General features: G+C 50.2%; 21 protein-coding genes. 11 read left to right on the plus strand and 10 right to left on the minus strand.

Features of this window, described 5'->3' with window-relative positions:
* Positions 1-8 precede the first annotated feature (8 nt).
* From pqqE to pqqA, 5 genes are all read right to left on the minus strand, one after another.
* The gene (gene pqqE, locus AC9UEO_RS08235) at positions 9-1,157 is read right to left on the minus strand and encodes a pyrroloquinoline quinone biosynthesis protein PqqE (protein WP_509532041.1); all 1,149 of its coding nucleotides are present in this window, start codon (positions 1,155-1,157) and stop codon (positions 9-11) included.
* Entirely contained in the window at positions 1,154-1,429 is a 276-nt protein-coding gene (gene pqqD, locus AC9UEO_RS08240) for a pyrroloquinoline quinone biosynthesis peptide chaperone PqqD (RefSeq protein WP_509532043.1), read from the minus strand. The genes pqqE and pqqD overlap by 4 nt, the downstream gene beginning before the upstream one ends.
* Complete coding sequence (pqqC, locus tag AC9UEO_RS08245; protein ID WP_509532044.1) at positions 1,429-2,190, minus strand: pyrroloquinoline-quinone synthase PqqC; 762 nt, start codon at positions 2,188-2,190, stop codon at positions 1,429-1,431. The genes pqqD and pqqC overlap by 1 nt, the downstream gene beginning before the upstream one ends.
* Positions 2,187-3,101 (minus strand): pyrroloquinoline quinone biosynthesis protein PqqB, encoded by a 915-nt coding sequence (gene pqqB / locus AC9UEO_RS08250; RefSeq protein WP_509532046.1) that lies wholly within the window; start codon positions 3,099-3,101, stop codon positions 2,187-2,189. Before pqqB ends, pqqC begins: the two co-directional genes overlap by 4 nt.
* Before the next feature lie 93 nt (positions 3,102-3,194).
* Positions 3,195-3,269: a pyrroloquinoline quinone precursor peptide PqqA gene (gene pqqA, locus AC9UEO_RS08255; protein ID WP_506610519.1), complete on the minus strand. Its 75-nt coding sequence runs from the start codon at positions 3,267-3,269 to the stop codon at positions 3,195-3,197.
* An 86-nt stretch (positions 3,270-3,355) separates the two neighbouring features.
* Between pqqA and pip the strand changes: the two genes are divergently transcribed.
* The 8 genes from pip (at position 3,356) to AC9UEO_RS08295 (ending at position 10,889) form a co-directional block, all read left to right on the plus strand.
* Entirely contained in the window at positions 3,356-4,462 is a 1,107-nt protein-coding gene (pip, locus tag AC9UEO_RS08260) for a prolyl aminopeptidase (protein ID WP_509532047.1), read from the plus strand.
* Between the two features lie 30 nt (positions 4,463-4,492).
* On the plus strand, positions 4,493-5,122 hold the full coding sequence (locus AC9UEO_RS08265; RefSeq protein ID WP_509532049.1) for a response regulator: 630 nt from the start codon (positions 4,493-4,495) through the stop codon (positions 5,120-5,122).
* 70 nt (positions 5,123-5,192) lie between these two features.
* A complete protein-coding gene (locus AC9UEO_RS08270) occupies positions 5,193-5,873 on the plus strand; it encodes a hypothetical protein (protein ID WP_509532051.1) in 681 nt (226 codons plus the stop codon).
* Between the two features lie 13 nt (positions 5,874-5,886).
* Positions 5,887-6,516: a DUF2135 domain-containing protein gene (locus AC9UEO_RS08275; protein ID WP_509532053.1), complete on the plus strand. Its 630-nt coding sequence runs from the start codon at positions 5,887-5,889 to the stop codon at positions 6,514-6,516.
* Position 6,517: 1 nt separating this feature from the next.
* Positions 6,518-7,015 carry a hypothetical protein gene (locus AC9UEO_RS08280; RefSeq protein WP_509532055.1) on the plus strand — a complete coding sequence of 166 codons (498 nt, stop codon included), beginning with the start codon at positions 6,518-6,520 and terminating at the stop codon, positions 7,013-7,015.
* 2 nt (positions 7,016-7,017) lie between these two features.
* Positions 7,018-7,737 (plus strand): hypothetical protein, encoded by a 720-nt coding sequence (locus tag AC9UEO_RS08285; RefSeq protein ID WP_509532057.1) that lies wholly within the window; start codon positions 7,018-7,020, stop codon positions 7,735-7,737.
* 190 nt (positions 7,738-7,927) lie between these two features.
* Complete coding sequence (locus AC9UEO_RS08290) at positions 7,928-9,607, plus strand: PQQ-dependent dehydrogenase, methanol/ethanol family (RefSeq protein ID WP_509532058.1); 1,680 nt, start codon at positions 7,928-7,930, stop codon at positions 9,605-9,607.
* Between the two features lie 127 nt (positions 9,608-9,734).
* Positions 9,735-10,889, plus strand: a complete 1,155-nt coding sequence (locus AC9UEO_RS08295; protein WP_509532060.1) for a c-type cytochrome — start codon at positions 9,735-9,737, stop codon at positions 10,887-10,889.
* A gap of 54 nt (positions 10,890-10,943) precedes the next feature.
* Here AC9UEO_RS08295 and AC9UEO_RS08300 read toward each other — a convergent pair whose 3' ends face one another.
* The 3 genes from AC9UEO_RS08300 to AC9UEO_RS08310 all read right to left on the minus strand — a co-directional run bounded on the left by AC9UEO_RS08300 (position 10,944) and on the right by AC9UEO_RS08310 (position 14,585).
* Positions 10,944-11,849 carry an NAD(P)-dependent oxidoreductase gene (locus tag AC9UEO_RS08300; protein WP_509532062.1) on the minus strand — a complete coding sequence of 302 codons (906 nt, stop codon included), beginning with the start codon at positions 11,847-11,849 and terminating at the stop codon, positions 10,944-10,946.
* A gap of 112 nt (positions 11,850-11,961) precedes the next feature.
* Positions 11,962-14,103, minus strand: a complete 2,142-nt coding sequence (locus AC9UEO_RS08305) for a xanthine dehydrogenase family protein molybdopterin-binding subunit (protein WP_509532064.1) — start codon at positions 14,101-14,103, stop codon at positions 11,962-11,964.
* Between the two features lie 17 nt (positions 14,104-14,120).
* The gene (locus AC9UEO_RS08310; protein WP_509532066.1) at positions 14,121-14,585 is read right to left on the minus strand and encodes a (2Fe-2S)-binding protein; all 465 of its coding nucleotides are present in this window, start codon (positions 14,583-14,585) and stop codon (positions 14,121-14,123) included.
* Between the two features lie 288 nt (positions 14,586-14,873).
* Between AC9UEO_RS08310 and AC9UEO_RS08315 the strand changes: the two genes are divergently transcribed.
* A complete protein-coding gene (locus AC9UEO_RS08315) occupies positions 14,874-17,171 on the plus strand; it encodes a TonB-dependent receptor (RefSeq protein WP_509532067.1) in 2,298 nt (765 codons plus the stop codon).
* Here the strand turns inward: AC9UEO_RS08315 and AC9UEO_RS08320 are convergent.
* A complete protein-coding gene (locus AC9UEO_RS08320) occupies positions 17,168-17,809 on the minus strand; it encodes a response regulator transcription factor (RefSeq protein WP_509532069.1) in 642 nt (213 codons plus the stop codon). The two genes, AC9UEO_RS08315 and AC9UEO_RS08320, sit on opposite strands and share 4 nt — an antisense overlap.
* Positions 17,806-18,717, minus strand: a complete 912-nt coding sequence (locus AC9UEO_RS08325; RefSeq protein ID WP_509532070.1) for a histidine kinase — start codon at positions 18,715-18,717, stop codon at positions 17,806-17,808. Before AC9UEO_RS08325 ends, AC9UEO_RS08320 begins: the two co-directional genes overlap by 4 nt.
* Positions 18,718-18,968: 251 nt before the next feature.
* Here AC9UEO_RS08325 and AC9UEO_RS08330 point away from each other — a divergent pair, with 251 nt between their 5' ends.
* On the plus strand, positions 18,969-19,493 hold the full coding sequence (locus tag AC9UEO_RS08330; protein ID WP_509532072.1) for a QcrA and Rieske domain-containing protein: 525 nt from the start codon (positions 18,969-18,971) through the stop codon (positions 19,491-19,493).
* A gap of 39 nt (positions 19,494-19,532) precedes the next feature.
* Complete coding sequence (locus AC9UEO_RS08335) at positions 19,533-21,269, plus strand: PQQ-dependent dehydrogenase, methanol/ethanol family (RefSeq protein WP_509532073.1); 1,737 nt, start codon at positions 19,533-19,535, stop codon at positions 21,267-21,269.
* Positions 21,270-21,318: the final 49 nt, after the last annotated feature.

The following is a 21,318-nucleotide window of genomic DNA, read 5'->3' on the forward strand; positions in this document are numbered from 1 at the left end:
CGTTGGTCTTATTCCACCTTGCTCAATTTTTTCGAATTGATTGCGTCGCGGAAAACCAAAGGCTTGACCTCTATGCGCTTTTCATTGGGGAGTTGGGCCAAAGCGACAGCGTCCAGAACCACTTGGTGATGCGGTGACTTGTCACACACGGGATCTGCATTTGCAGCCTCCCCCGTCAACATCAACGCCTGACAACGACATCCCCCCAAATCTTTAGCCTTTTCAGGACAGCTGCTGCAAGGCTCTTTCATCCAAGCGTCGCCTCTGTAAAAGTTAAATGGCTTGGAGTCGTACCAAATTTCTTTGACTGATGCGTTTTTGACGTTGGGGAAATTCAAATGTTTGATCATCTTGGCGGTATGGCATGGCAAGGCTGTTCCATCAGGCGTGATGGTTAAGAATATATTTCCCCATCCATTCATACATTTTTTGGGTCGGGTTTCGTAGTAATCAGGTACCACGAAAAAGATTCGCAATTTATCGCCTAATTTTTCTCTGTACTCGTTTGTTATGCGTTCGGCACGAATCAGCTGATCTCGGCTTGGCATAAGGCCATCACGGTTGAGTTGGGCCCAAGAGTAATACTGGCTATTGGCCAATTCAAGGTACTCAGCGCCTAAATCGACAGCTAACTCGATGATCTTGTCGATGTAATCGATATTGAGACGATGCACAACACAGTTTAAAACCATGGGCCATCCATTTGACTGGATCAATTCTGCGGCTTTTTTCTTCAATACAAAAGTTTTGGTGTGTGACAAAAAATCATTCAATTCTCTGGTGGAGTCTTGGAATGACAATTGAACATGGTCCAAGCCAGCCAGCTTCAAGGCCTTGGCTCTCTCAGGGGTAAAGCCGATGCCTGAAGTGAGTAAGTTGGTATAGAAACCCAGCTTATGCGCTTCTGCAACCAATTCCTCTAAGTCATCACGAACCAGTGGCTCACCACCCGAAAAGCCACATTGAACACTGCCAGCTGCACGCGCATCTCGCAACACACGAATCCACTCTTGAGTTGTGAGCTCTGGACCGTGCTGTGTAAAGTCAACAGGGTTGTAGCAAAACACACAATGCAATGGGCATGCATAGGTAACCTCAGCCAAAAGCCAAAGGGGCGGTCCAACAGCTTGGTCTGCAATCACAGTTGTTAATGTCATAGTTTTACCCACCCTTGTTTGATGGCGATGTCTAAAAACCCCAGCACCTCTTTTTGTAAGCCCGTGGCTTCAAATGCAGTTTCCAGCTCCGCAATAAGTACTTGTAATGTCTTTTCTCCATCGAGTCGTTTCAGAATCTCGCCAGCACTGGTGTTGAGCTTGACCATACCTTCCGGATACAGCAAGACCCATGATTGTTGAACCTCTTCCCATTGCAATCGAAACATAGAAGCAACAGAAGGCTTACTGATTAACAAGTCGTCATCTGACATCATTTTTTGGGGCCTGTAATTTGAACCTCGCACTGATCCAGCATGATTGCATCGGCCAAAGACCACAACACATCCAATTTGAACTGCAGAATTTCCAAAGCACGTTCTTGCAATGCACGGGTTTGACTGAAGTAATTCAAGGTAAAACTCAAACCATGGGCAACATCGCGGCGGGCTTGGGTCAATCGATTTTTAAAGTATTTCAAGGCAACCGCATCCACCCAAGGGTACTGTTCTGGCCAAGTGTCAATTCGCTGCTGGTGTATGTGGGGCGCAAAAAGCTCGGTCAAACTGGACGCCACAGCTTCTTGCCAAGACTGTCGTCTTGCAAAATTCACATAGGCATCCACGGCAAAACGGCTGGCCGGTGCAACGTAGCGCAGAGAAACAACATCGTCACGACTCAAACCTACAGCTTGACCTAACTGTATCCAAGCCTCGATACCGCCCTCGTCTTTGATGCCGTTGAGCTCAAAGCCATCATGGTCAAGAATTCGCAATATCCACTCTCGCCGGATTTCCTGGTCGTTGCAGTTGGACAAAATCGCAGCGTCCTTGATGGGGATAGAGATTTGATAATAAAAACGATTGGCTACCCAGCCACGCAACTGTTGTGCAGAGAGCTTTCCCTCTGCCATCATGACGTGAAAAGGATGGTGTATGTGGTAACTGGTGCTTTTACCTCTGAGCAAGGATTCAAACTCTTCCTTGCCCCAAGGTTCGCGGGTGTCGTTGAATACCTCGATTGATACGTTTCTCATAGCGTAATTTCCATCCCGTCGAAGGCCACCTCAATGCCGTGCTCAGTCAGGGTTTTTCTCTCTGGACTGCTTTCATTCAGGATGGGGTTGGTGTTGTTGATATGAATCAAAATTTTTCTTACTTGGCTGGGCAATTTGTCTAGCCATTCGATCATGCCATCGGGACCTGTTTGCGGCATGTGCCCCATAGCACGCGAGGTTTTCTTTGAGGCACCTAAATCAATCATTTCGTTGTCTGTCCACAAAGTACCGTCCACCAAAACACAATCGGCTTTTTGCATGGCTGACCAGACATGGGGCTCCATTTGGCCTAGTCCTGGTGCATAAAACAAGGTTTTTCCAGTTTCCTCGTCTGCCACAGTGAGTCCGATGTTGTCACCAGGCTGTGGTTGATCGCGATGCGGAGAGTAAGGTGGCGCATTGCTGATCAAGGGAATGGCCTCGAACTTCAAATGGCTTAATTTTGGGATGCTGAATGCTGCGTCAAGTGCCAAGGGGTGCAAGTCAGCACCACAATAATATTCAAGCACATGAAACAAAGGATTGCCGGTCGTCAGGTCTTCTTTAACCAAGGGGTGACACCACAAAGGTAAACGCCCCTTGTGTTCGCGCAACATCAACAGACCGGTCGTATGGTCAATTTGGGCATCCATGAGCATGACTGCAGCAATTCCCGAGTCACGCAAAGAGCGGGCTGGTTGCAACTGGGGAAAAGCTTTGATTTGCTGAAGAATATCTGGCGAAGCGTTGACCAGCAGCCAATCTTGTGCGTTCGAAGAAATGGCAATAGAGGACTGGGTTCGGGCGCGGTGATGGAGACTACCCGCTCGAACAGCACTGCACTGGGGGCAATTGCAATTCCATTGTGGGAACCCACCGCCAGCAGCTGATCCAAGGACTTGTATTTTCAAAATAGTTTCGCCTAAAAAAAAACCGCGTCAAGCGCGGAAATCATCAAAGAATTTGAAAGGTCTGTTGAGTTGCCTCAACAGACCACCGTCAAATTAACGGTTTGCAATGTACATGGTAATTTCGAAACCGAAACGCATGTCGCTTGCTGCAGGGGTTTGCCATTTCATGGTGAATCTCCTAATGGAAGCCGTAAATCACGGTAAATCGTGAACAGAGTCATTCCGAACACAAGTGCTTATTATGCTGGGTACAGGTGTTTTCTAACTCCATAATTCAAGGAATTTGCCCTCGTGAATTTCATGAGTCGGCCCTAGGGAAATCCCTAGTCTCAACACATGCTTATCTTTCAAACTTTAGTTGCGCCTATATTCTGAGGATGTTGAATCAAACCCCTACGGACTTATTTCCACCCATTACACCTTTTCATCATGGGCTGCTTCCTGAGGAGGATGGACACACAGTTTATTTTGAAGAGTGCGGAAATCCCCAAGGCGTTCCTGTGATTTTTCTGCATGGCGGGCCTGGCAGTGGCTGCAGTGCACGACACCGACAATTTTTTGATCCCAACCTCTGCAGGGCCATCCTGTTTGATCAAAGAGGCTGCGGTCGCAGCAATGCTCAGAATCTTTTATTCAACAACGACACACCACATTTGATTCATGACATTGAGCGCTTGCGAAAGCATTTGAATATTGAAAAATGGTTGGTGATTGGCGGCTCTTGGGGAGCGGGTCTTGCCTTGGCTTATGCCTGCCAACACCCTGAGGTTTTCAGTGGAGCTGTTCTTAGAAATACCTTTCTTTCTAGGCGCAGTGACTTGAAATGGTTTTTCCAAGATGCCAAGCAATTCATGCCTGATGCTTGGAAAAAACTGGTCGAACATATTCCGGACAAATTTCAGGACAATATTTGCCATTACCTTTGCTCTCATATCTTGGAGGCAAACAAGGAAACAGCGCTTAAGTTGGCACAGTCTTGGAACACATGGGAAAACGCATTGTTGCAACGTAGCTTTGCAGATTCATCCGTCACGCCCTTGAGCCCACACGAAGCAGATAAGTTAATGGGTAAATACAAGATTCAAAGTCACTACCTTCAAAACCTATGCTTCTTTCCTGAAGAAGGCTTGTTACCTCATCTGAGCAGTCTTACTGATATTCAGATTGATCTTTTACAGGGCCGACTGGACTGGGTGTGCAGACCGGAATCCAGCTGGGATATTCACCAAAAAATCCCCCGCAGTCGACTGCAATGGGTCGAGAGCGCTGGGCATGGGATTTTTGAAACGCCTATGGTTCACTGCATGGTCAACACTATCAACTCCAGTGCCGCATCGCTTCAAAAATTCAAATCCAATTGATTTTTATTGCAGATGGCTACGCTTAATTTGATGCTGATTGACGACCATTTGCTGGTGCGAGCTGGTTTTAAACGTTTGCTCATGACGTTTGAAAATATTGCTGTGGTCGCTGAAGCATCCAGCGGGGAAGAAGCTTTGAATTTGTACAAACTTCATCAACCCGACATCGTCATTTTAGAAATTGATTTACCAGGTATGGGGGGCATTGAAACGATCAAGCGGTTTTTGGATAAATATCCCAAGGCCAAAATCATTGTTCTCACGGCACATGAAGAATTTATTTATCTCAAACGTGCATTGGCTTTTGGTGCATTGGGCTATTTGTCCAAAAAATCTGCACACCAAACTTTGTATGAAGCGGTTAAAACCGTAGCTCAGAAAAAACGTTTTGTTGAACCTGATTTATCGCAAAAGTTATTTCTCAGTGAACTCGATGGCGGCATTGATCCGCTTGAAGATCTTTCTGCCAGAGAGTTTGGAGTTTTCTTGCAATTTGCAAAAGGGCTTTCATTGCCGCAAGTGGCCGAAAGACTCAATTTATCTGAATCAACTGTTTCAACACATTTGTACAGCATCAAGCAAAAGCTTCAACTTGGTAATCTCTCTGAACTTATTTTGATTGCCCATCGTCTGGGCTTAATTCACCCAAGTGAATCGTGACTTTCCGATAACTTGTCGTATGGATGTCCTCGTCCGTTATCATCCGCCCTCTTCTTATTAGGCAGTTCACTTGAAGTCTTTTTTCCAAAACCTGAAGAAACAAAACCCTCATTGGGAAGTCGAGCCATTGTGGTTTGAGTGGTTGGTTTTGGTAGGCTTGTTTGTATTTGCCACTTGGTTGCTGGGCATTCAAGGGGTATGGCATTTACTTCTTAGCTCTGACCCTACAGGTATCACTCTGGTCATCATCATCGTTTTTGCTGTGTCCACTTTGTGGTGCGGGGTACGCTCTAAAGAACTCACGCGGCAAAGAGATTTGCTGTCTCTGGCCAGCGCTTCGGGTGTGGAGTTCATGGTGCAAGCCGAGGGCTGGGCAGGTGAATACTGGAATGCTTTGGCCTTGAACCCCCAAGACAGCGGCGCACCGCTTGACTTGTTGATGGAGCATACCCATGGCCCACATTCCACTGCATGGTGGGTCAATGGCGTTCAACTCAAGCTTGGTTTGCTTGGCAAAGTGATTGGTTTTTCAGTGCTTGCCATGCAAATTGGCCAGATCCAAAGCTTTGATCCCTCGCAAGCCCAAGATCTTCTTCGCAATCTCACCTCAGGTCTTGGCGTTGCATTGCTGACCACCATGGTGGGCTTGGTCGGCAATATCTTGCTGGGGCTTCAACTCACCCGCATGGATCGGTTTGCCGATGATTTGGTGGCGCAGGCGCAGCGCCACGGTATGCGAATCGCTCGCTAATCACAGCCGTTTTATGCGCAAGCTCAGACACTCTCGCGAACCCGAGGTTGACCCCTTTTACGACATGTTGTTCAACATGCTCATTGCTTTTGTGTTTTGCTTCATCATTGCCTTGTTGGCCATGAACCCCAAGGCCTTGAAGTCTGGCGACATACCTGCTAAAGCCGAATTCATCATCACGCTGTCGTGGCCTGACTTGAACCCCAATGATTTAGATTTGTGGGTGCAAGGCCCATCTGGCGAGAGCGTTTGGTTTCGCAATCGCGAGGCTGACCTGATGCACCTAGACCGCGATGACAGAGGCAACTCCAACAACACCATCATGATCAATGGCAAAAAGGTGGTCAACCCTTTGCGCCAAGAAGTGGTGACTATTCGCAGCATCGTCCCGGGTGAGTATGTGGTCAATGCACATTACTATGAAACCAAAGAAATTGACCGCAACGACCCGCAAACAGGGCAACCGGTTGAAGCTACTTTGTCAGTGATCAAGGTCAATCCCAAAGCCGAGGTGGTTTACTACGGACAAGCCACACTCGAGAGCCGTGGCAAAGAGGTGACCATGACTCGCTTTACAGTCACTCCCAATGGCGGTGTCGACAATATCAACACCATCCCCAAAATTCTTGTTAAGTCTTTTTAATATGTCGCTTACCTTTATTCTTGTCTTCGTTATTTTTGCTTTTTTGTTGGCATTGGCCTTGGTTTTTTCGCACTGGCCGCGTTGGCTCAAAGGCTTGCTGGCCATCGGCGTGACGGGGTTTTATTTCTTCGGCTTTGCCAGTGTGCATTCCTTGTTGGGATTGCCCAGCACCGACGCCCTGCCACCACGCTTTGTGATGATTGCCGCGATTGTGGATGAACCACGCGGCAAATTCCCTGGCGCTTTGTACATGTGGGTGACCCCCATCGAGGAAGGTAAAAGCGTGATGCACCCACGTGCCTACCAACTCCCCTACTCCCGAGTCCTTCATGAGCAAATTGCCGATGGCATGAAAAAAGGCCGCGAGGGCGTGCCGCAAATGGGTACAGCTGAAGTCAAGGCAGGTAACGGTAAAGGACCAAGTTGGCTCAACCCCGGCACTGACGAGCAAGAGGTGAAGATTTTGGACTTGCCTACACCTCAAGTGCCAGAGAAATGACCATGCGCTGCTTATTCCTTGCTGCTTGCAGCCTGCTGGTGCTCTCAGGGTGTGACAAGCCGGCCAACGACAACGCTTTGTTTCCCCTTGGTGCGGGCAAACGGTGGAGCTATGAAATAGAAACGGTGTACGACAACCCAGAAGGTAAAACGGTTAAACAAACAATGGAGTTTCACAACTTGGGCAGTGCCACACTGGCAGATGGCTCGACAGCTTGGCTGCGCCGAAGCAGCAATGGCCATGAGTACTGGTTTCAAATCACTGACAAGGGTGTGGCTCGAGTCGCTATGAAGTCACCACTGCAAGAGCAAGCCGTGATGGACGAAGAACCCCGCCAAGTTCTGCCCAACACCTTGACTGTGGGCACCCAATGGAAGCACAACACCCTCCCTTATTTTTTGCGTAGGCGCAATGAAACGCCTGCAGAATTTCGCAATATCGATAAATACAAAAGCGTGCCCATGGTTTACACCTTAGGTGCGCTGGAAGTATCGCTGGACACCCCAGCAGGACGCTTTGAGCAATGTGTCCGTGTTGACGGGCAAATGGAGTTGATGCTGTGGCATGACGATACCCGCACCTATCAACCAACCCCCCTGCTGACAAGGGAGTGGTATTGCCCAGGCGTAGGTTTGGCGCAATTCGAACGCGATGAACCCACCACAGCCCAATTTTTCCAAGGGGGGCATTTGCGTATGCGATTGCTCGATTTCACCCCCTAACTTATCGAAAACTTACTCATAACCGTAAGTAAACTTACATCTGAATGTCAGCCGTGTTTCTTTTTGAGAATTTTTATATCTGGAATAACCCAACTAGGGTTTCTGCTAGGGCTAGTCTTATACAAGTCTTTGAAAATATGCTGGTTAGTGTATTTCCCGTTGTTCTTTATTTAACCCTGAAGGAACCTGTATGAAACTGTTAGTTAAATCAGCCGCGTTGGCTGCCGCCTTGGGCGCAGCAACGCTGGCCAGTGCCCAAAGCTGGCCAACCTACGGTGGTGACACCGGCAACACACGTTATAGCGAAGGTACACAAGTTACTGCCGCCAACGTGAACAAGCTGTCTGTCAAATGGGCGCTGCAACTCGGCTCCAACCGCTCACAAGAATCGTCCCCCATTTTGGTTGGCGACACTTTATACGTGACTTCTTCTTTCGGTCCCAAAAACGTTTTTGCTGTGAACGCCAAAACCGGTGATCTTCGCTGGAAGTGGTCTCCCGAAATGCCAAAAGCGATTGACCAATACGCTTGCTGCGACGTCAACAACCGCGGTGCGGCTTACAACGATGGCAAGATCTTCATTGGTCGCCTTGACGCCCAAGTATCTGCTTTGGACTCTAAAACGGGCAAAGAACTGTGGACAACCAAAGTGGTTGACTACACCCAAGGTTCCGTCATCACTTCCCCCCCCACCATCGCTAAAAACTTGGTCATCACCGGTTTCGGCGGCGGCGAGTACGGTGCACGTGGTGCGTTGGTAGCTCTTGACCAAGGTACCGGCAAAGAAGTTTGGCGTACTCATACCGTGCCAATTGGCAATGAAAAAAATGCTGACACTTGGAAGGGCGACTCTGGCAAAACTGGCGGCGGCGCTGCTTGGAACGTCGGTTCTTACGATCCTAAATTGAACTTGGTTTACTACGGCACCAGCAATCCTTCTCCTTGGACAGCTGCTGTTCGTGGCAATGACACCTCTGACATCGGCAAGTTCTCCAACTTGTACACCGCCTCAGTGGTTGCTTTGAACCCTGACACTGGCAACATCGTTTGGCATTACCAGTTCACACCCCATGACGCATGGGACTATGACGGCGTGAACGAACTCGTGTTTGCTGACCTGCCTGTTGACGGCAAAAAAGTGCCTGTCATCATGCAAGCCAACCGTAACGGCTTCTTCTATGTGATCGACCGTGCCAACGGCAAGTTGATCTCTGCCAAGCAATTCGTGAACGGCGTGAACTGGGCCACTGGTATTGACCTTAAAACAGGTTCACCCATTGAAACCGCTGGTAACGTCAAGCGTCCCCAGTTGAAAAAATGGGCCAAAGACATTTGCCCCAACTTGTTGGGCGGCAAAAACTGGATGCCCATGTCCTACAACCCCAACACCGGCTTGGTCTACATCCCCACACTTAATCTGTGTATGGACCTCGAAGGCGTTCAAGAAGAGTACAAGCGCGGCCAGTTCTACTTGGGCGTGAACTTTGACTTGGGCAAAGTCGGTCCTGGTGGCCACGGCGGTGGTTTGAAAGCATGGGATCCCGTTGCACAAAAAGAAGTTTGGTTCAACAAAGACGAACTGCCTTGGGGCGGCGGCACCATGACCACCAAAACTGGTTTGGTGTTCTCCGGTGACCTCAAAGGTACTTTCCGTGCCAATGACGCTAAAACAGGTAAAGAGCTGTGGAAGTTCGCTACAGGTTCAGGCATCTCTGCTGCACCTATCTCCTACACCTTGGACGGCAAGCAGTACATCGCCGTGGTGTCAGGCCGCACACAATCCATTCCCGCTTTCTTGGGCGCTTTGGGTGAAAAAATGGTTGCTGCCAGCCCTGAAGGCGGCACCTTGTTTGTATTCACTTTGAACTGATATCAGTTGTTGTGATGAAGATACCGCCCTTCGGGGCGGTGTTTTTTTCAAATCAAGGTTTACTTTTAAAGCACTGTGTTGAACAGTTTTTTCAAAGTCATCATTTTATTTTTTGCGGAGTTTTTAAATGTTTAAGCTGAATATGAACTCTACACGTGTGCGCATAACTGCTTTTATTTTGGCAGCGATGACCTCGTCTTTAGCCTTAGCTGCTGAACCCTTGCGTGTGTGTTCTGACCCCGATAACCTGCCCTTTAGCAAGTCAGAAGGTCCCGACAAGGGTTTGTATATCGACTTGGCTGAAATGGTGGGTAAACGATTGGGCACCACGGTGGAGTACGTGTGGTGGTTGTCTTTTAACCAACGCCGTGCTTTGCGCAATACCATGGAAGGCTGCGATGCTTACTTCGCTTTACCCGCTGATGCTGAGTACCGTGTCAAAGGCGTTGAGAAAAGCAATGCGTTTTTGAGTGTCAGCTATGCCATCGTGGCACCTGCAGGCCAAACCTTCAGAGGTTTGGCTGACCTCAAAGGCAAACGTGTGGGTGTGATGTTCGGCTCCCCCCCCCAAATTTTGTTGGCTACCCGTGAAGGCCACACATGGAATACCTTTCGTACCCATGAACAATTGTTTGAAGCGCTTAACAAGGGCGAGGTTGACTTGGCTTTGATGTGGGGCCCCAGTGCTGGCTTTGACAACCTCAAGCAATTCAACAGCCGCTGGCAAGTGTTGCCTGTTCGTGGTGAAAGCTTGGGCGGTCAGGTCGCTGTGGCGGTTTCTAAATCTAAGCCTGGCTTGAAAGACCAAATCAACCAAGCCTTGAATGAGCTAGAACCTGAAATTGCCAAACTGGTGGTGAAATATGGCTTTCCCACGCAATCTCCCATCGATTTGGTTCGTAGCACCCAATCCACTGTACCTGCAGTTCCCACTTTGACTGCTCAGCACGCACCCGCCAAGTCGGGCTTTGTGCGAGTAGGCGTGAAAGACCAGCCAAAAACTGAGTGGGTGGTTGCCAATGCAGGCTTAAGCCCTGATGAAGCCAAGTCTGTCTTCAATAACAAATGTTCTCATTGTCATGGCGCTAACGGGGCTTCGCCAGTCATGGAGCGTGATTTACGCAAGCTTAACCTGCGCTATAAGGACGAATGGAAAGATGTGGCTTTCACCACCATCACCAAAGGCAGACCAGACTTGGGCATGCCCACTTGGGGCGGCATCATTCCAGATGAAGAAATCAAAAGCATCATCGATTTCTTAAGTACTGTCCAAAAGAAATAGTTTCTCAAGCTCTTTGTGAAAACCACCTCAAGCTCTGAGGTGGTTTTTTTTCTTCTAGCGTTGGTGCGATGGGGCTAAGCCATTTTGCTCGGCCACAAAATCTGCCAGCATGGGGACAAACAACTGACCCTCTCCTTGCGCTTCCATGGCTGCAAAAGAGTTTTTCACCATCGCCTGAATAGGGGCCAACGCTCCAATTTCATTGGCAAGACTCGCCATGTAGCGCATGTCTTTGTGGGCATTGCTGATGGTGAACTTGTGGGCATGGCGGTCGCCGTCCATGGTCCACTTTATGAAAGTATCGTAAAAAGGGCTGCGCATCCTGCCAGATCCAATCACTGCATGAAACTGCTCTTTGCTTAAACCCGATTTTCGGGCGATGGACAATGCCTCTGAGAACAAAGCGGCATAACCCATGGCCAAAAAGTTGTTCACCAGCTTCATGGTGTGGCCCAAGCCTACGGGGCCCAAATGCACAATGTTGGCGGCCCAACATTCAATAACAGGTTTCACCGTGGCAAACACAGCATCGTCCGCTCCCACCATGGCGTCCAAAGTACCTGCCTCGGCTTCCACGGGTGTTCTGCCCAGCGGCGCATCGATGAAATGCATGCCTTGTGCCTTGGCAACTTCAGCAAGCTGCTTGGTTGAAACTGGGTTGGAGGTTGAGCAGTCGATCACGATAAGCCCCTTTTTGCCACTGGCAAAAATGCCGTTGGGGCCGTTCATCAACGACTCCACCTGCGGTGAACCGGTTACGCACAGGTGCACGATGTCGCATTGCTGTGCCAACGCTTTGGCAGAAGTAGCTTCGGTGGCACCCAGTGCTTTCAAGCGTTCTACAGGTTCGCGGTTTTTGTTCCCCATGATGACCAAGCTGTAGCCCTTGGTCACCAAGTTTTTGGCCATGCCTGCGCCCATGAAACCCACTCCAATAAACCCGATCACTGGTTTAGACATATTGACTCCTTTTTAAAGACGAAAAAAAAGAGCGGGGTTAGCCGCTCTTAGAAGGTTTATCTTTCTGAACCACCCAACCCCGCATAAGCAGTTGGGTAGATCAGAGGGAGATTTAAGCTTCTTGAATCGCTTTGCCAGTGATAGGCAGGTTGCGAACACGCTTACCAGTGAGCTTGGCAACAGCGTTGGCCAGAGCTGGGACGATGGTAGCGGTGACAGGTTCACCAATACCGCCGGGCTTCTCTGCGCTCTTGACCAAAATAATATCTACCAAGGGTGATTCGTTGGTACGAACCATGGCGTAGGTATTGAAGTTGGTTTGCTGAATCACGCCGCCTTCGATGGTGATGGCTTGCTTCAGAGCAGTACCCATGCCCATGATGACCATAGACTGGATTTGTTGCTCAACGATTTCTGGGTTCACAATGATGCCCATGTCGGCAGCGACAGTTGCTTTGTGAACTTTGACTTCGCCGTCAGCGCCTTTGCTGATTTCAGCAACGACTGCGACGTAGGTGTCATAGCCTTCCATGATGGCAACACCGAAGGCACGTCCGTTAGGAGCACCTTTGCTGTAGCCAGCCTTGGCAGTTGCCAACTTGAGCACGTTTTGGAAACGGGGCTTACCTTCCAACATGGCCATACGGTATTCGACGGGGTCTTTGCCAGCAGCCAGAGCCATCTCGTCAACAAAGCTTTCGTTGGCGAAACAGTTCATGTTGTGGCTCACACCACGCCAGTAACCTACACGCAAACCTGCATCATGGATGACGAGGTCGTGCTGTGTGTTAGCTATGTTGTAAGGCGCAACAGCGGCTTCCACCATGAAGGGGTCCATGGTGTCTTTTGGCAAGCCGAAAGCACGTTGTGTGATGGACTGTGAAGTGACTTTGAAGTGCAAACCGACAGGCATGCCGTTGGCATCCAAGCCAGCGCTCAATTGGTTGAAACCAACGGGACGATAGAAGTCATGGGTCATGTCGTCTTCACGTGACCAGATCAACTTAACTGGCAATTTGACAGCTTTAGAGATTTGGGCAGCTTGTACAACGAAGTCCAACTCGATACGACGACCGAAGCCACCACCCAAGAAGGTGGTTTCTACAGAAACGTCTTCTGGCTTCATGCCCAAAGCTGCAGCAGCAGCGCCTTGAGCGCCTTGCTGGAACTGGGTTGGGCCAATTAAACGAGCTTTACCACCAGTAACGTGGGCAGTGAAGTTCATGGGCTCCAGAGGAGAGTGTGATTGCAAAGGTGTGACGTAGGTAGCGCTAAGTTTCTTAGCAGCACCAGCGATGGCACCTGAAGCATCGCCTTTGGCAGGCTGGATGGGCAGGACCTTGCCAGAAGCAGCAGCTTCTTTGTGGCTAGCCAACATGGAAGCGGTTGACAAAGAAGCGCCAGCACCGTTGTTCCAAGTGATTTTCAAAGCTTTACGAGCTTTGACAGCTTGCCAGTAAGTGGCGGCCACAACAGCAACGCCGTCAGGGATTTCAACCACATCCACCACGCCAGCCATGGCTTTGGCGGCTGCGCTGTCAACGCTAACCACTTTGCCGCCGATGACGGGGCACTGCTCCAAGCTGGCGTAAACCATGCCGGGCAATTTGACGTCGATACCGAACTCGGCAGTGCCATTGACTTTGGCAGGCACGTCGGTACGGGGAATGCGCTTGCCAACGACGCGGAAGTCTTTGGCAGCTTTGATGGCGGGTTTTTCAGGCACGGGCTGCTTGGAAGCAGCTTCAGCCATTTGGCCGTAAGTGGCTTTTTTGCCGCCTGGGCCCATCAACATGCCGTTGTCAGCTTTGACTGCGCTGACAGGAACGCCCCACTCAGCAGCTGCAGCGCCAACCAACATTTCGCGCACTTGTGCGCCAGCGATACGCAGTTTTTCGTAGCCTTCACGAACAGAGGTGGAGCCACCAGTGATCATGGCGCCCAACAAAGCGTTGACGTAAACAGCGTTAGGTGCGCCTGCAGCCACTTTGATTTTGGTGACGTCGATGTTCAACTCTTCAGCGATCAACATGGGCATAGAGGTGTAAACACCTTGGCCCATTTCTGAACGTGCAGAAATAAGAGTGATGGTGTTGTCGTCGGCAATATGCACCCATGCATTGGGGGTGTGCAATGTGCCAGCGGCCATGGTTTCAGCGACTGTGCCAGGCAACACCACACCCAAGACTAGGCCGGAGGTGGTGACGGTGGTGGTTTTAAGGAAGTCGCGACGATTGGTTTGTGTGCTCATCATGGTTTATTTCCTTTGAATTAGGCTTTGCGCATCATGGATGCAGCGTCTTTCACAGCAGCACGGATACGGGTGTAAGTACCGCAACGGCAGATGTTGCCAGCCATGGCGGCATCAATGTCTGCATCGCTGGGGTTTTTGTTTTTGCTAAGGAGTGCCGCAGCGCTCATGAGCTGACCAGATTGGCAGTAGCCACACTGGGGAACTTGGTGTTTGACCCATGCTTTTTGCAGGGCGTGGCTGCCAGTGGCGCCAAGGCTTTCGACGGTGCTGACTTTTTGGCCAGCGGCTGTTCCGATTTGGGTTTGGCAAGAACGAACGGCTTCACCGTTGACATGCACGGTACATGCGCCGCACAGGCCTGCGCCGCAACCAAATTTGGTTCCGGTCATGCCGAGTTCATCGCGAAGAACCCACAGCAGAGGCGTGTCTGCGTCGGAATGGGACTGAACGGTTTTACCGTTGACTTGAAGTTGAAGGCTCATAAATACTTCCTTGATTGAGGGATGCGGACAGCAGACATATTACTAATTAATGGCTCTTAATACCCTAGGGGAAGCCCTAGTAGGGTCTCTCAAATTCTCATTTTGGAACAACTGTTTTAGCCGGCTATTTCGATTCCATGGCGATTTATTTTTCACAGGAATTTTTCCCTAGGTGAATCCTAAAGTAGCACCTAGAGTGCAGTTCATGTCAATTTGTTGAAAAAGTGCTCTATGTTTTTAAATAAACCTTTGCAAAATCCGTTGTTTTGCTTAGTACTTGCAAGCAGCATGGCCACCCATGCCTATGCGCAAAACGCCTCCGATCCCGCTAACACTTTGAAAGAGGTGCAAGTGGTCAACACTTCACCACTGCCAGGCATAGGCATTGAAAAAAGCAAGCTGCCTTACGACGTACAAACGTTCAATAGTGCCACTTTACGCCAAGGCAATTCACTTAACCTCAGTGAATACATGACTGAAAACCTCAACGGCGTGAATGTCAACGACATACAGGGCAGTCCTTACCAGTCAGATGTCACATACCGCGGCTTACGAGCATCCGCCACTTTAGGCGCATCGCAAGGTTTGTCGGTCTACCTCGATGGTGTCCGTGTGAACGAACCCTTTGGCGATGTGGTGAATTGGGATATGTTTCCCGAAGCAGCTTTTGACAATGTCACATTGGTGCCAGGCTCCAACCCCATTTATGGATTGAACACCCTCGGTGGAGCGCTGGCTTTCACCACCAAATCTGGATTGACCACCCAAGGCAATGAATTGGGGCTTTCATTGGGCAGTTTTGGCCGCACCAAAATAGACCTCACCCATGGCAGCAAGTCTGAAGACGGTTGGCACCGCTTTATCGCTGGCAGCGCCTTCAGTGAACAAGGTTGGCGCGATGAGTCCGCTGGCAACTTGCAAAATTTGTTTGTCAAAGTGGGACGCACCCAAAACGACAGCAACTGGGATGTGAGTTTTTTGTCAGGCAACAGCAAACTGATGGGCAATGGCTTGACGCCCAGCACCAATTACGCGGGGCTTGATGAAACCACCGCCTCAGGCGTTGCAGGTTTGTACGAGCGCAATCGCAATGCTGTGTACTCCTACCCTGATGAAACCAAAAACACCACCAACTTACTGACCTTCAATTTTCAACGTGTGCTTGACGCCAACACCGAGCTTTCAGCCACGGCCTATGTCCGCCGAAGCACGCAAAACCGCATAGGGGGTGATGTGGAGTGTGATGATGGAGACGGTGCCGGTTGCAATGATTTCCTGACACCCGACGACACCATAGACGGCCTGATCCGCCGCTCCACCACCTCGCAAAACAGCTATGGCGTGGCGACCAACCTCACGAAAATATGGGATGCCCACCAACTCACAGTAGGCGCGGCACTGGATAAAAGCAAAAGCAGCTACACCTCTACTGAAGAACAATGTCCCTTAAACACCGATACCCGAGAAGTTTCCACCAGCGGCTGCACAGCTGCTAAAACTACCGCAGGTGTAGTGGGCAACACCACGGCTTTAGGCATTTACCTTGCCGACACCTACACCTTGACGCCTGCCACCTATGTCACCTTCGCAGGCAGGTACAACCGTTCCACCGTCAGCAACACCCTGACCGATTACTACGACGCAAATAATGTTTGGCAAGCTGGTGTGGTGGCCGCCAAAGAAACATTCACTTACAAAAAATTCAACCCCTCATTGGGCTTGACGCACAAGTTGAACGACAGCATGACCTTCTTTGGCAATATTGGCCAAAGCAACCGTGTACCCACCGTGATTGAGTTGGGCTGTGCTGACTCAGCCAACCCCTGCCAACTGCCTACAGGCTTGCAAGCCGACCCAGAGTTGAAGCAAGTGGTGTCGCAAACCATCGAAGTGGGCATGCGCTGGAAAAACGAACGCAACTACGCCTTGGCCGTTTCCGCCTACACCACCAACAACAAAAACGATATTTTGTTCACGCCCAGTGCCACCGCTGGCATGGGTTACTTTGACAATTTTTCCAAAACCCGTTACCAAGGGGTTGACCTGAGTGCCAGCAAGTCTTGGGGCGTATGGAGCTTACGCACCCAGTACAGCTATTTGTATGCCACTTACCAAGACACAGCCAGTTTGATGTCGGGCGACAGAACCATGACCATCACCCCAGGAACCCGCATGGCAGGACTGCCGATGAACACTTTGAAACTTCACCTTGATTGGCAAGCCAGCGAAAAGCTATCTCTTGGCGCTTCAACTGTCAGCACTTCTAGGCTCATTACCCAAGGCAATGAAGACGGCTTGGTGGGCATAGATGAAACTGCAGCGCCAGCCTCGGCCGACGCCAGCATCAAAGGCTATACGCTGCTCAACCTGTCTGCCACCTACAAAGCTGAAAAGGGTTTAGAGTTTTTCGGAAAAATCAACAACGCCTTGAACAAGCGTTATGAAACCTATGGCTTGATAGCCGCGAACAACTTTGCACTCGATGGCTCAACCTTGAACGGAACTTCTGGCGAGCAAACCGTTGCTAAGTTTGTGGCGCCTGGTGCGACACGTTCACTGTTGTTGGGTATGCGCTATAAGTTTTAAGAACCCACCACTTCAATCACCTGATGGCGCTGGGCTAAATGCACCAGCGCCGTCATGGTTTCCAAGTGCAATTTTTCTTTGATTTGCGTTTGGTTGTTCGATATGGTTTTATGGCTGACGCACAACACATCGGCACATTCTGTAATGGTGTGCCCCAAGGCCAATAGCCGAAAAATTTCATACTCACGTGGCGACAATGAGGCAATGCGTTGAGCTTCCTGTGCAAATTCGCCGCTCAAAGTTTCTGTATGCAAGCCTTGACTGAGGTATTGCTGCCCGCGAAAAACCGCTTGCACGGCTCGCACCAGTTCTTCGGGTTCTGCATTTTTAGACACAAATCCCTTGGCCCCACTGTCAAAAGCACGTTGAACAAGTTGAGCGGAGTCGTACATGCTGCACACTAAAACCTTGGCATCGGCTTGCCTTTGCAAAATCTTTTGCAGCAAAGTTAAACCTCCAGCGCCTGGCATGGAGACATCGGTGACAGTGACATCGGGATGATGCAGCAGAAATGCTTGGTAGCCCTCATCAGCATTGGAGGCCTCGGCGACCACCTCAAGGCCGGGCTCTTGCAACAACAACCGCTTGTAGCCTGTTCGGACAACCGGATGGTCATCAATCAAAAGAACACGAATCACAAAGACTCCTTAGGGATCTCAATGGCCAAACGCACACCCTGACCCAATTTACTGCTGATGGACATGCGGCCCGCCACACTGGCGACACGCTCTTGCATACCCAAGATACCAAAGCCTTGGTGTACTGCTTGGGTATCCGCCATACCCTGACCATCGTCCTCAATTTTCAAGTTCAGTCCTTGCGAATCAATCGTTAGTTTTACCAATACATGTTTGGCATTGGCGTGTCGTGTGACATTGGTTAATGCTTCTTGCACGATACGGTAAACAGTCACGCAAGCATAGTCATTTAAACCCTCAGGAACGGGCAATATCGTGAATTCACAAACCGTTTGGGTGCTGTTTTGCCAGTCATCACACAAAGCCCTCAAGGCCTGTTCTAAACCCATGCTGTCGAGTGCAGGTGGGCGCAAACGCTGCAACATCTGCCGTGTCATTTGAGACAGATGCTGGGCTGACTTAGAAATGCGCTTGACAGACTCTTCGCCCGCCGGGTGAAGCTGTCCACTGCGCTGCAACACGGCTACTTCAGTACGGATGGCTGTGCTGGTTTGTCCCATTTCATCATGAAGCTCTCTTGACAAGGCCAAGCGCTCGTCTTCCTCGGCGGTAAACAGTCTTTGCAGCAAGTCGCTGTTGTGCTTTAGGAGTTCTTGCACTTTGAGTTCAGAACGAATGCGCTCTTGTAATTGGGCGTGGGCTTCTTGGGTACGCCGCCAAGCAAACCACCATAAGCCCAGACTCAAGACAAGCAGTGTCAACGGCAACTCATCGAGTTGCAAGGCTTCGTAGTTTTGACTGAACAAAGCCACGTGTTCTTGCAACTCCGTGAGGGTCGCCACACCTGCAAAAACCAAGACCAGTAAGAAAACCCAGAAAAGGTCTTTTTGAATTTGAGTGGGTTTCATGCGAATTTGTTCAGGTTTTGGATGATTTTAGTCAGCCCATCAATGTTGCAGTCCAAATAAAAAGAGCTAATAAGTACCCATATACCTCTCTAGCACAAACCCTTTGAGGGAAAATCCTAGGTGTATTCTGAATTCAGAATACTACATTCAAAGTTTTCTGCTGCTCCAAGGGCTTTGAAATCAAAAAATATATGGAACTTAAAAACTCTTCTACATGCAATGGTTGCGCTGGAAACACCTACTGCTCTGACTTGGATCGTCGTCAGGTGTTGCAAATGCTTGGCTCTGGGTTAGTCGCATCGCTGCCCTTTATGTCAAGCAATGCCTTGGCTGAATCAACGACCCTTTTGTTGGTTGATGCGGATGCAGAGAAAGATTTCTCCCCCCTTCGCCCCAGCGACTTGAAAGTGGCTAAACCTTTGCTGGTGTTTCCCTTTGATGCCAAAGCGGGAAAACCCAAGAATGAGTCCCGCGCCAACAAACTGGTGTTGATTCGTTTACCCGAAGACCAAATGGAGGCCTCCACCAGAGAACGCTCAGCCGGTGGCGTTTTGGCTTACTCGGCACTTTGTACCCATCAGGCTTGTGATGTCAAAACTTGGATTGCCAAAGAAAAAGTGTTGGTGTGTTTTTGCCATGCCTCGAAGTTCGACCTGTTGGATGGCGCCAAAGTCGTTGATGGCCCAGCCTCCCGTCCCCTGCCCAGTTTTAGCTTGAAGCTCGACGGCGAATTTCTCGCCATTGCCCCCAGTTCCCCCGCCAACCAGGGTTCCTAACTCTGGTTTTTTACACGACTCACTTTCAGGAGAAAAATAATGAGTCATTTGACAAAGAAACTGTTCATCGCAGTGATGGGTGCTTGTGCCATAGTGGCTCACGCAGATACCAAGCTTGGCCCCTATGAACCCGTAACCGATGCTCGGTTGATCAACCCAGAGGCTAAAAACTGGTTGATGTACCGCGGCAACTACCAAGGCTGGGGCTACAGTCCTCTAGAGAAAATCAACGCTGGCAACGTCAAGAAGCTTGATCTGGCTTGGTCCTTCTCCACTGGCGTGACCGAAGGCCACCAATCTCCCCCCATTGTGAACAACGGCTATATGTACATCACCACGCCCAACGGTCAGGTGATTGCTTTGAACGCCATCACAGGTGAAGAACTCTGGCGTTACAAGAAAGAAATTCCTGCCGACTTGCTGATGCTGCACAACACCAACCGTGGCGTGGCGCTTTATGGCGACAAAGTCTATGTGGGCACGGTTGACGCGCACCTGATCGCCTTGGACGCTAAAACAGGCAAGGTCGTATGGGACACCACGGTAGGCGATGTCAAAGCCTTGCACTACATCACTTTGGCGCCTTTGGCAGCCAAAGGCAAGATTTTGGTGGGCTCCTCCGGTGGCGAAACTGGTGTGCGTGGCTACGTGGCCGCCTTTGATGCCAATTCTGGCAAAGAAGTTTGGCGCACCTACACCACGGCCGCCCCTGGCGAGCCCGGTGGCGATACTTGGCCTGGCGACACCCACAAAAATGGTGGCGGCAGTATCTGGATCACTGGCAGTTACGACCCCGCTACCAATATTGCGTATTGGGGCACGGGCAACCCCGCTCCTTGGCCAACTGAAGGCCGTGACGGTGACAACCTCTACACCACCTCCACCATCGCATTGGATTTGGACACCGGCAAGATCAAGGGTCACCATCAATACCACCAAAACGACGCATGGGACTGGGATGAGGTGAGTGCGCCTGTGCTGATCGACACAGAAATCAATGGTCGAAAAGTCAAAGGTGCAGTCCATGCTGGGCGCAATGGCTACCTGTGGATGCTGGACCGTCAGGCCAGCGGCAAAATCGACTATGTCAACGGTGTTCCCTACGTCTACAACGATGTGTTCAAAAGCATAGACAACAAGACGGGCCGTCCCACCTATGACATGAGCAAAAAGCCTGGCATGGGTAAAGCCGTGACCTTCTGTCCCTCTTTGTGGGGTGGCAAAGATTGGCCCCCAGAAGCTTGGAGTCCCAAAACCAAGCTCTTCTATATACCTGCCAACAACCACCTGTGCTCAGAGCTTCCTGCAGCTGACCCAGCAGCCTACAAAAAGGGTGACCTTTACATCGGTTATCCCATTGAGGGTGTGTTGGGTAGCTTGCGCTACCAAGATGGCAAAAAGCCCGACAGCATTGGCGAACTGCAAGCTTGGGATTTGAACACCGGGAAAATGGCTTGGTCGCACAAATACGACCGCGCCATTTGGGCGCCTCTCTTGACCACAGGTGGAAACCTGTTGTTCACAGGTGGTACCAACGACCGAATCTTCCGTGCGTTTGACGCTACCAACGGCAAGGTACTGTGGCAATACAGCATGCCTTCTGGCGTGACCGCTGTACCCTCCTCCTTTGAAGTCAATGGCGAGCAATACATTGCGGTTCAAGCCGGTTGGGGAATTGACGCAGAGCGTATGCAATCGGGCATCAACGCCCTTGACAACACCAAAAAAGCTGTTCCTCAGGGCGGTACTGTGATGGTATTTAAGCTGGAAAAATAAGTTTTTAACATCCTCAGATGAGAGAGCAAGCATCGTCGCGGACTGCTTG

The organism is Limnohabitans sp. (assembly GCF_040401495.1).
Taxonomy (GTDB): Bacteria; Pseudomonadota; Gammaproteobacteria; order Burkholderiales; family Burkholderiaceae_C; genus Limnohabitans.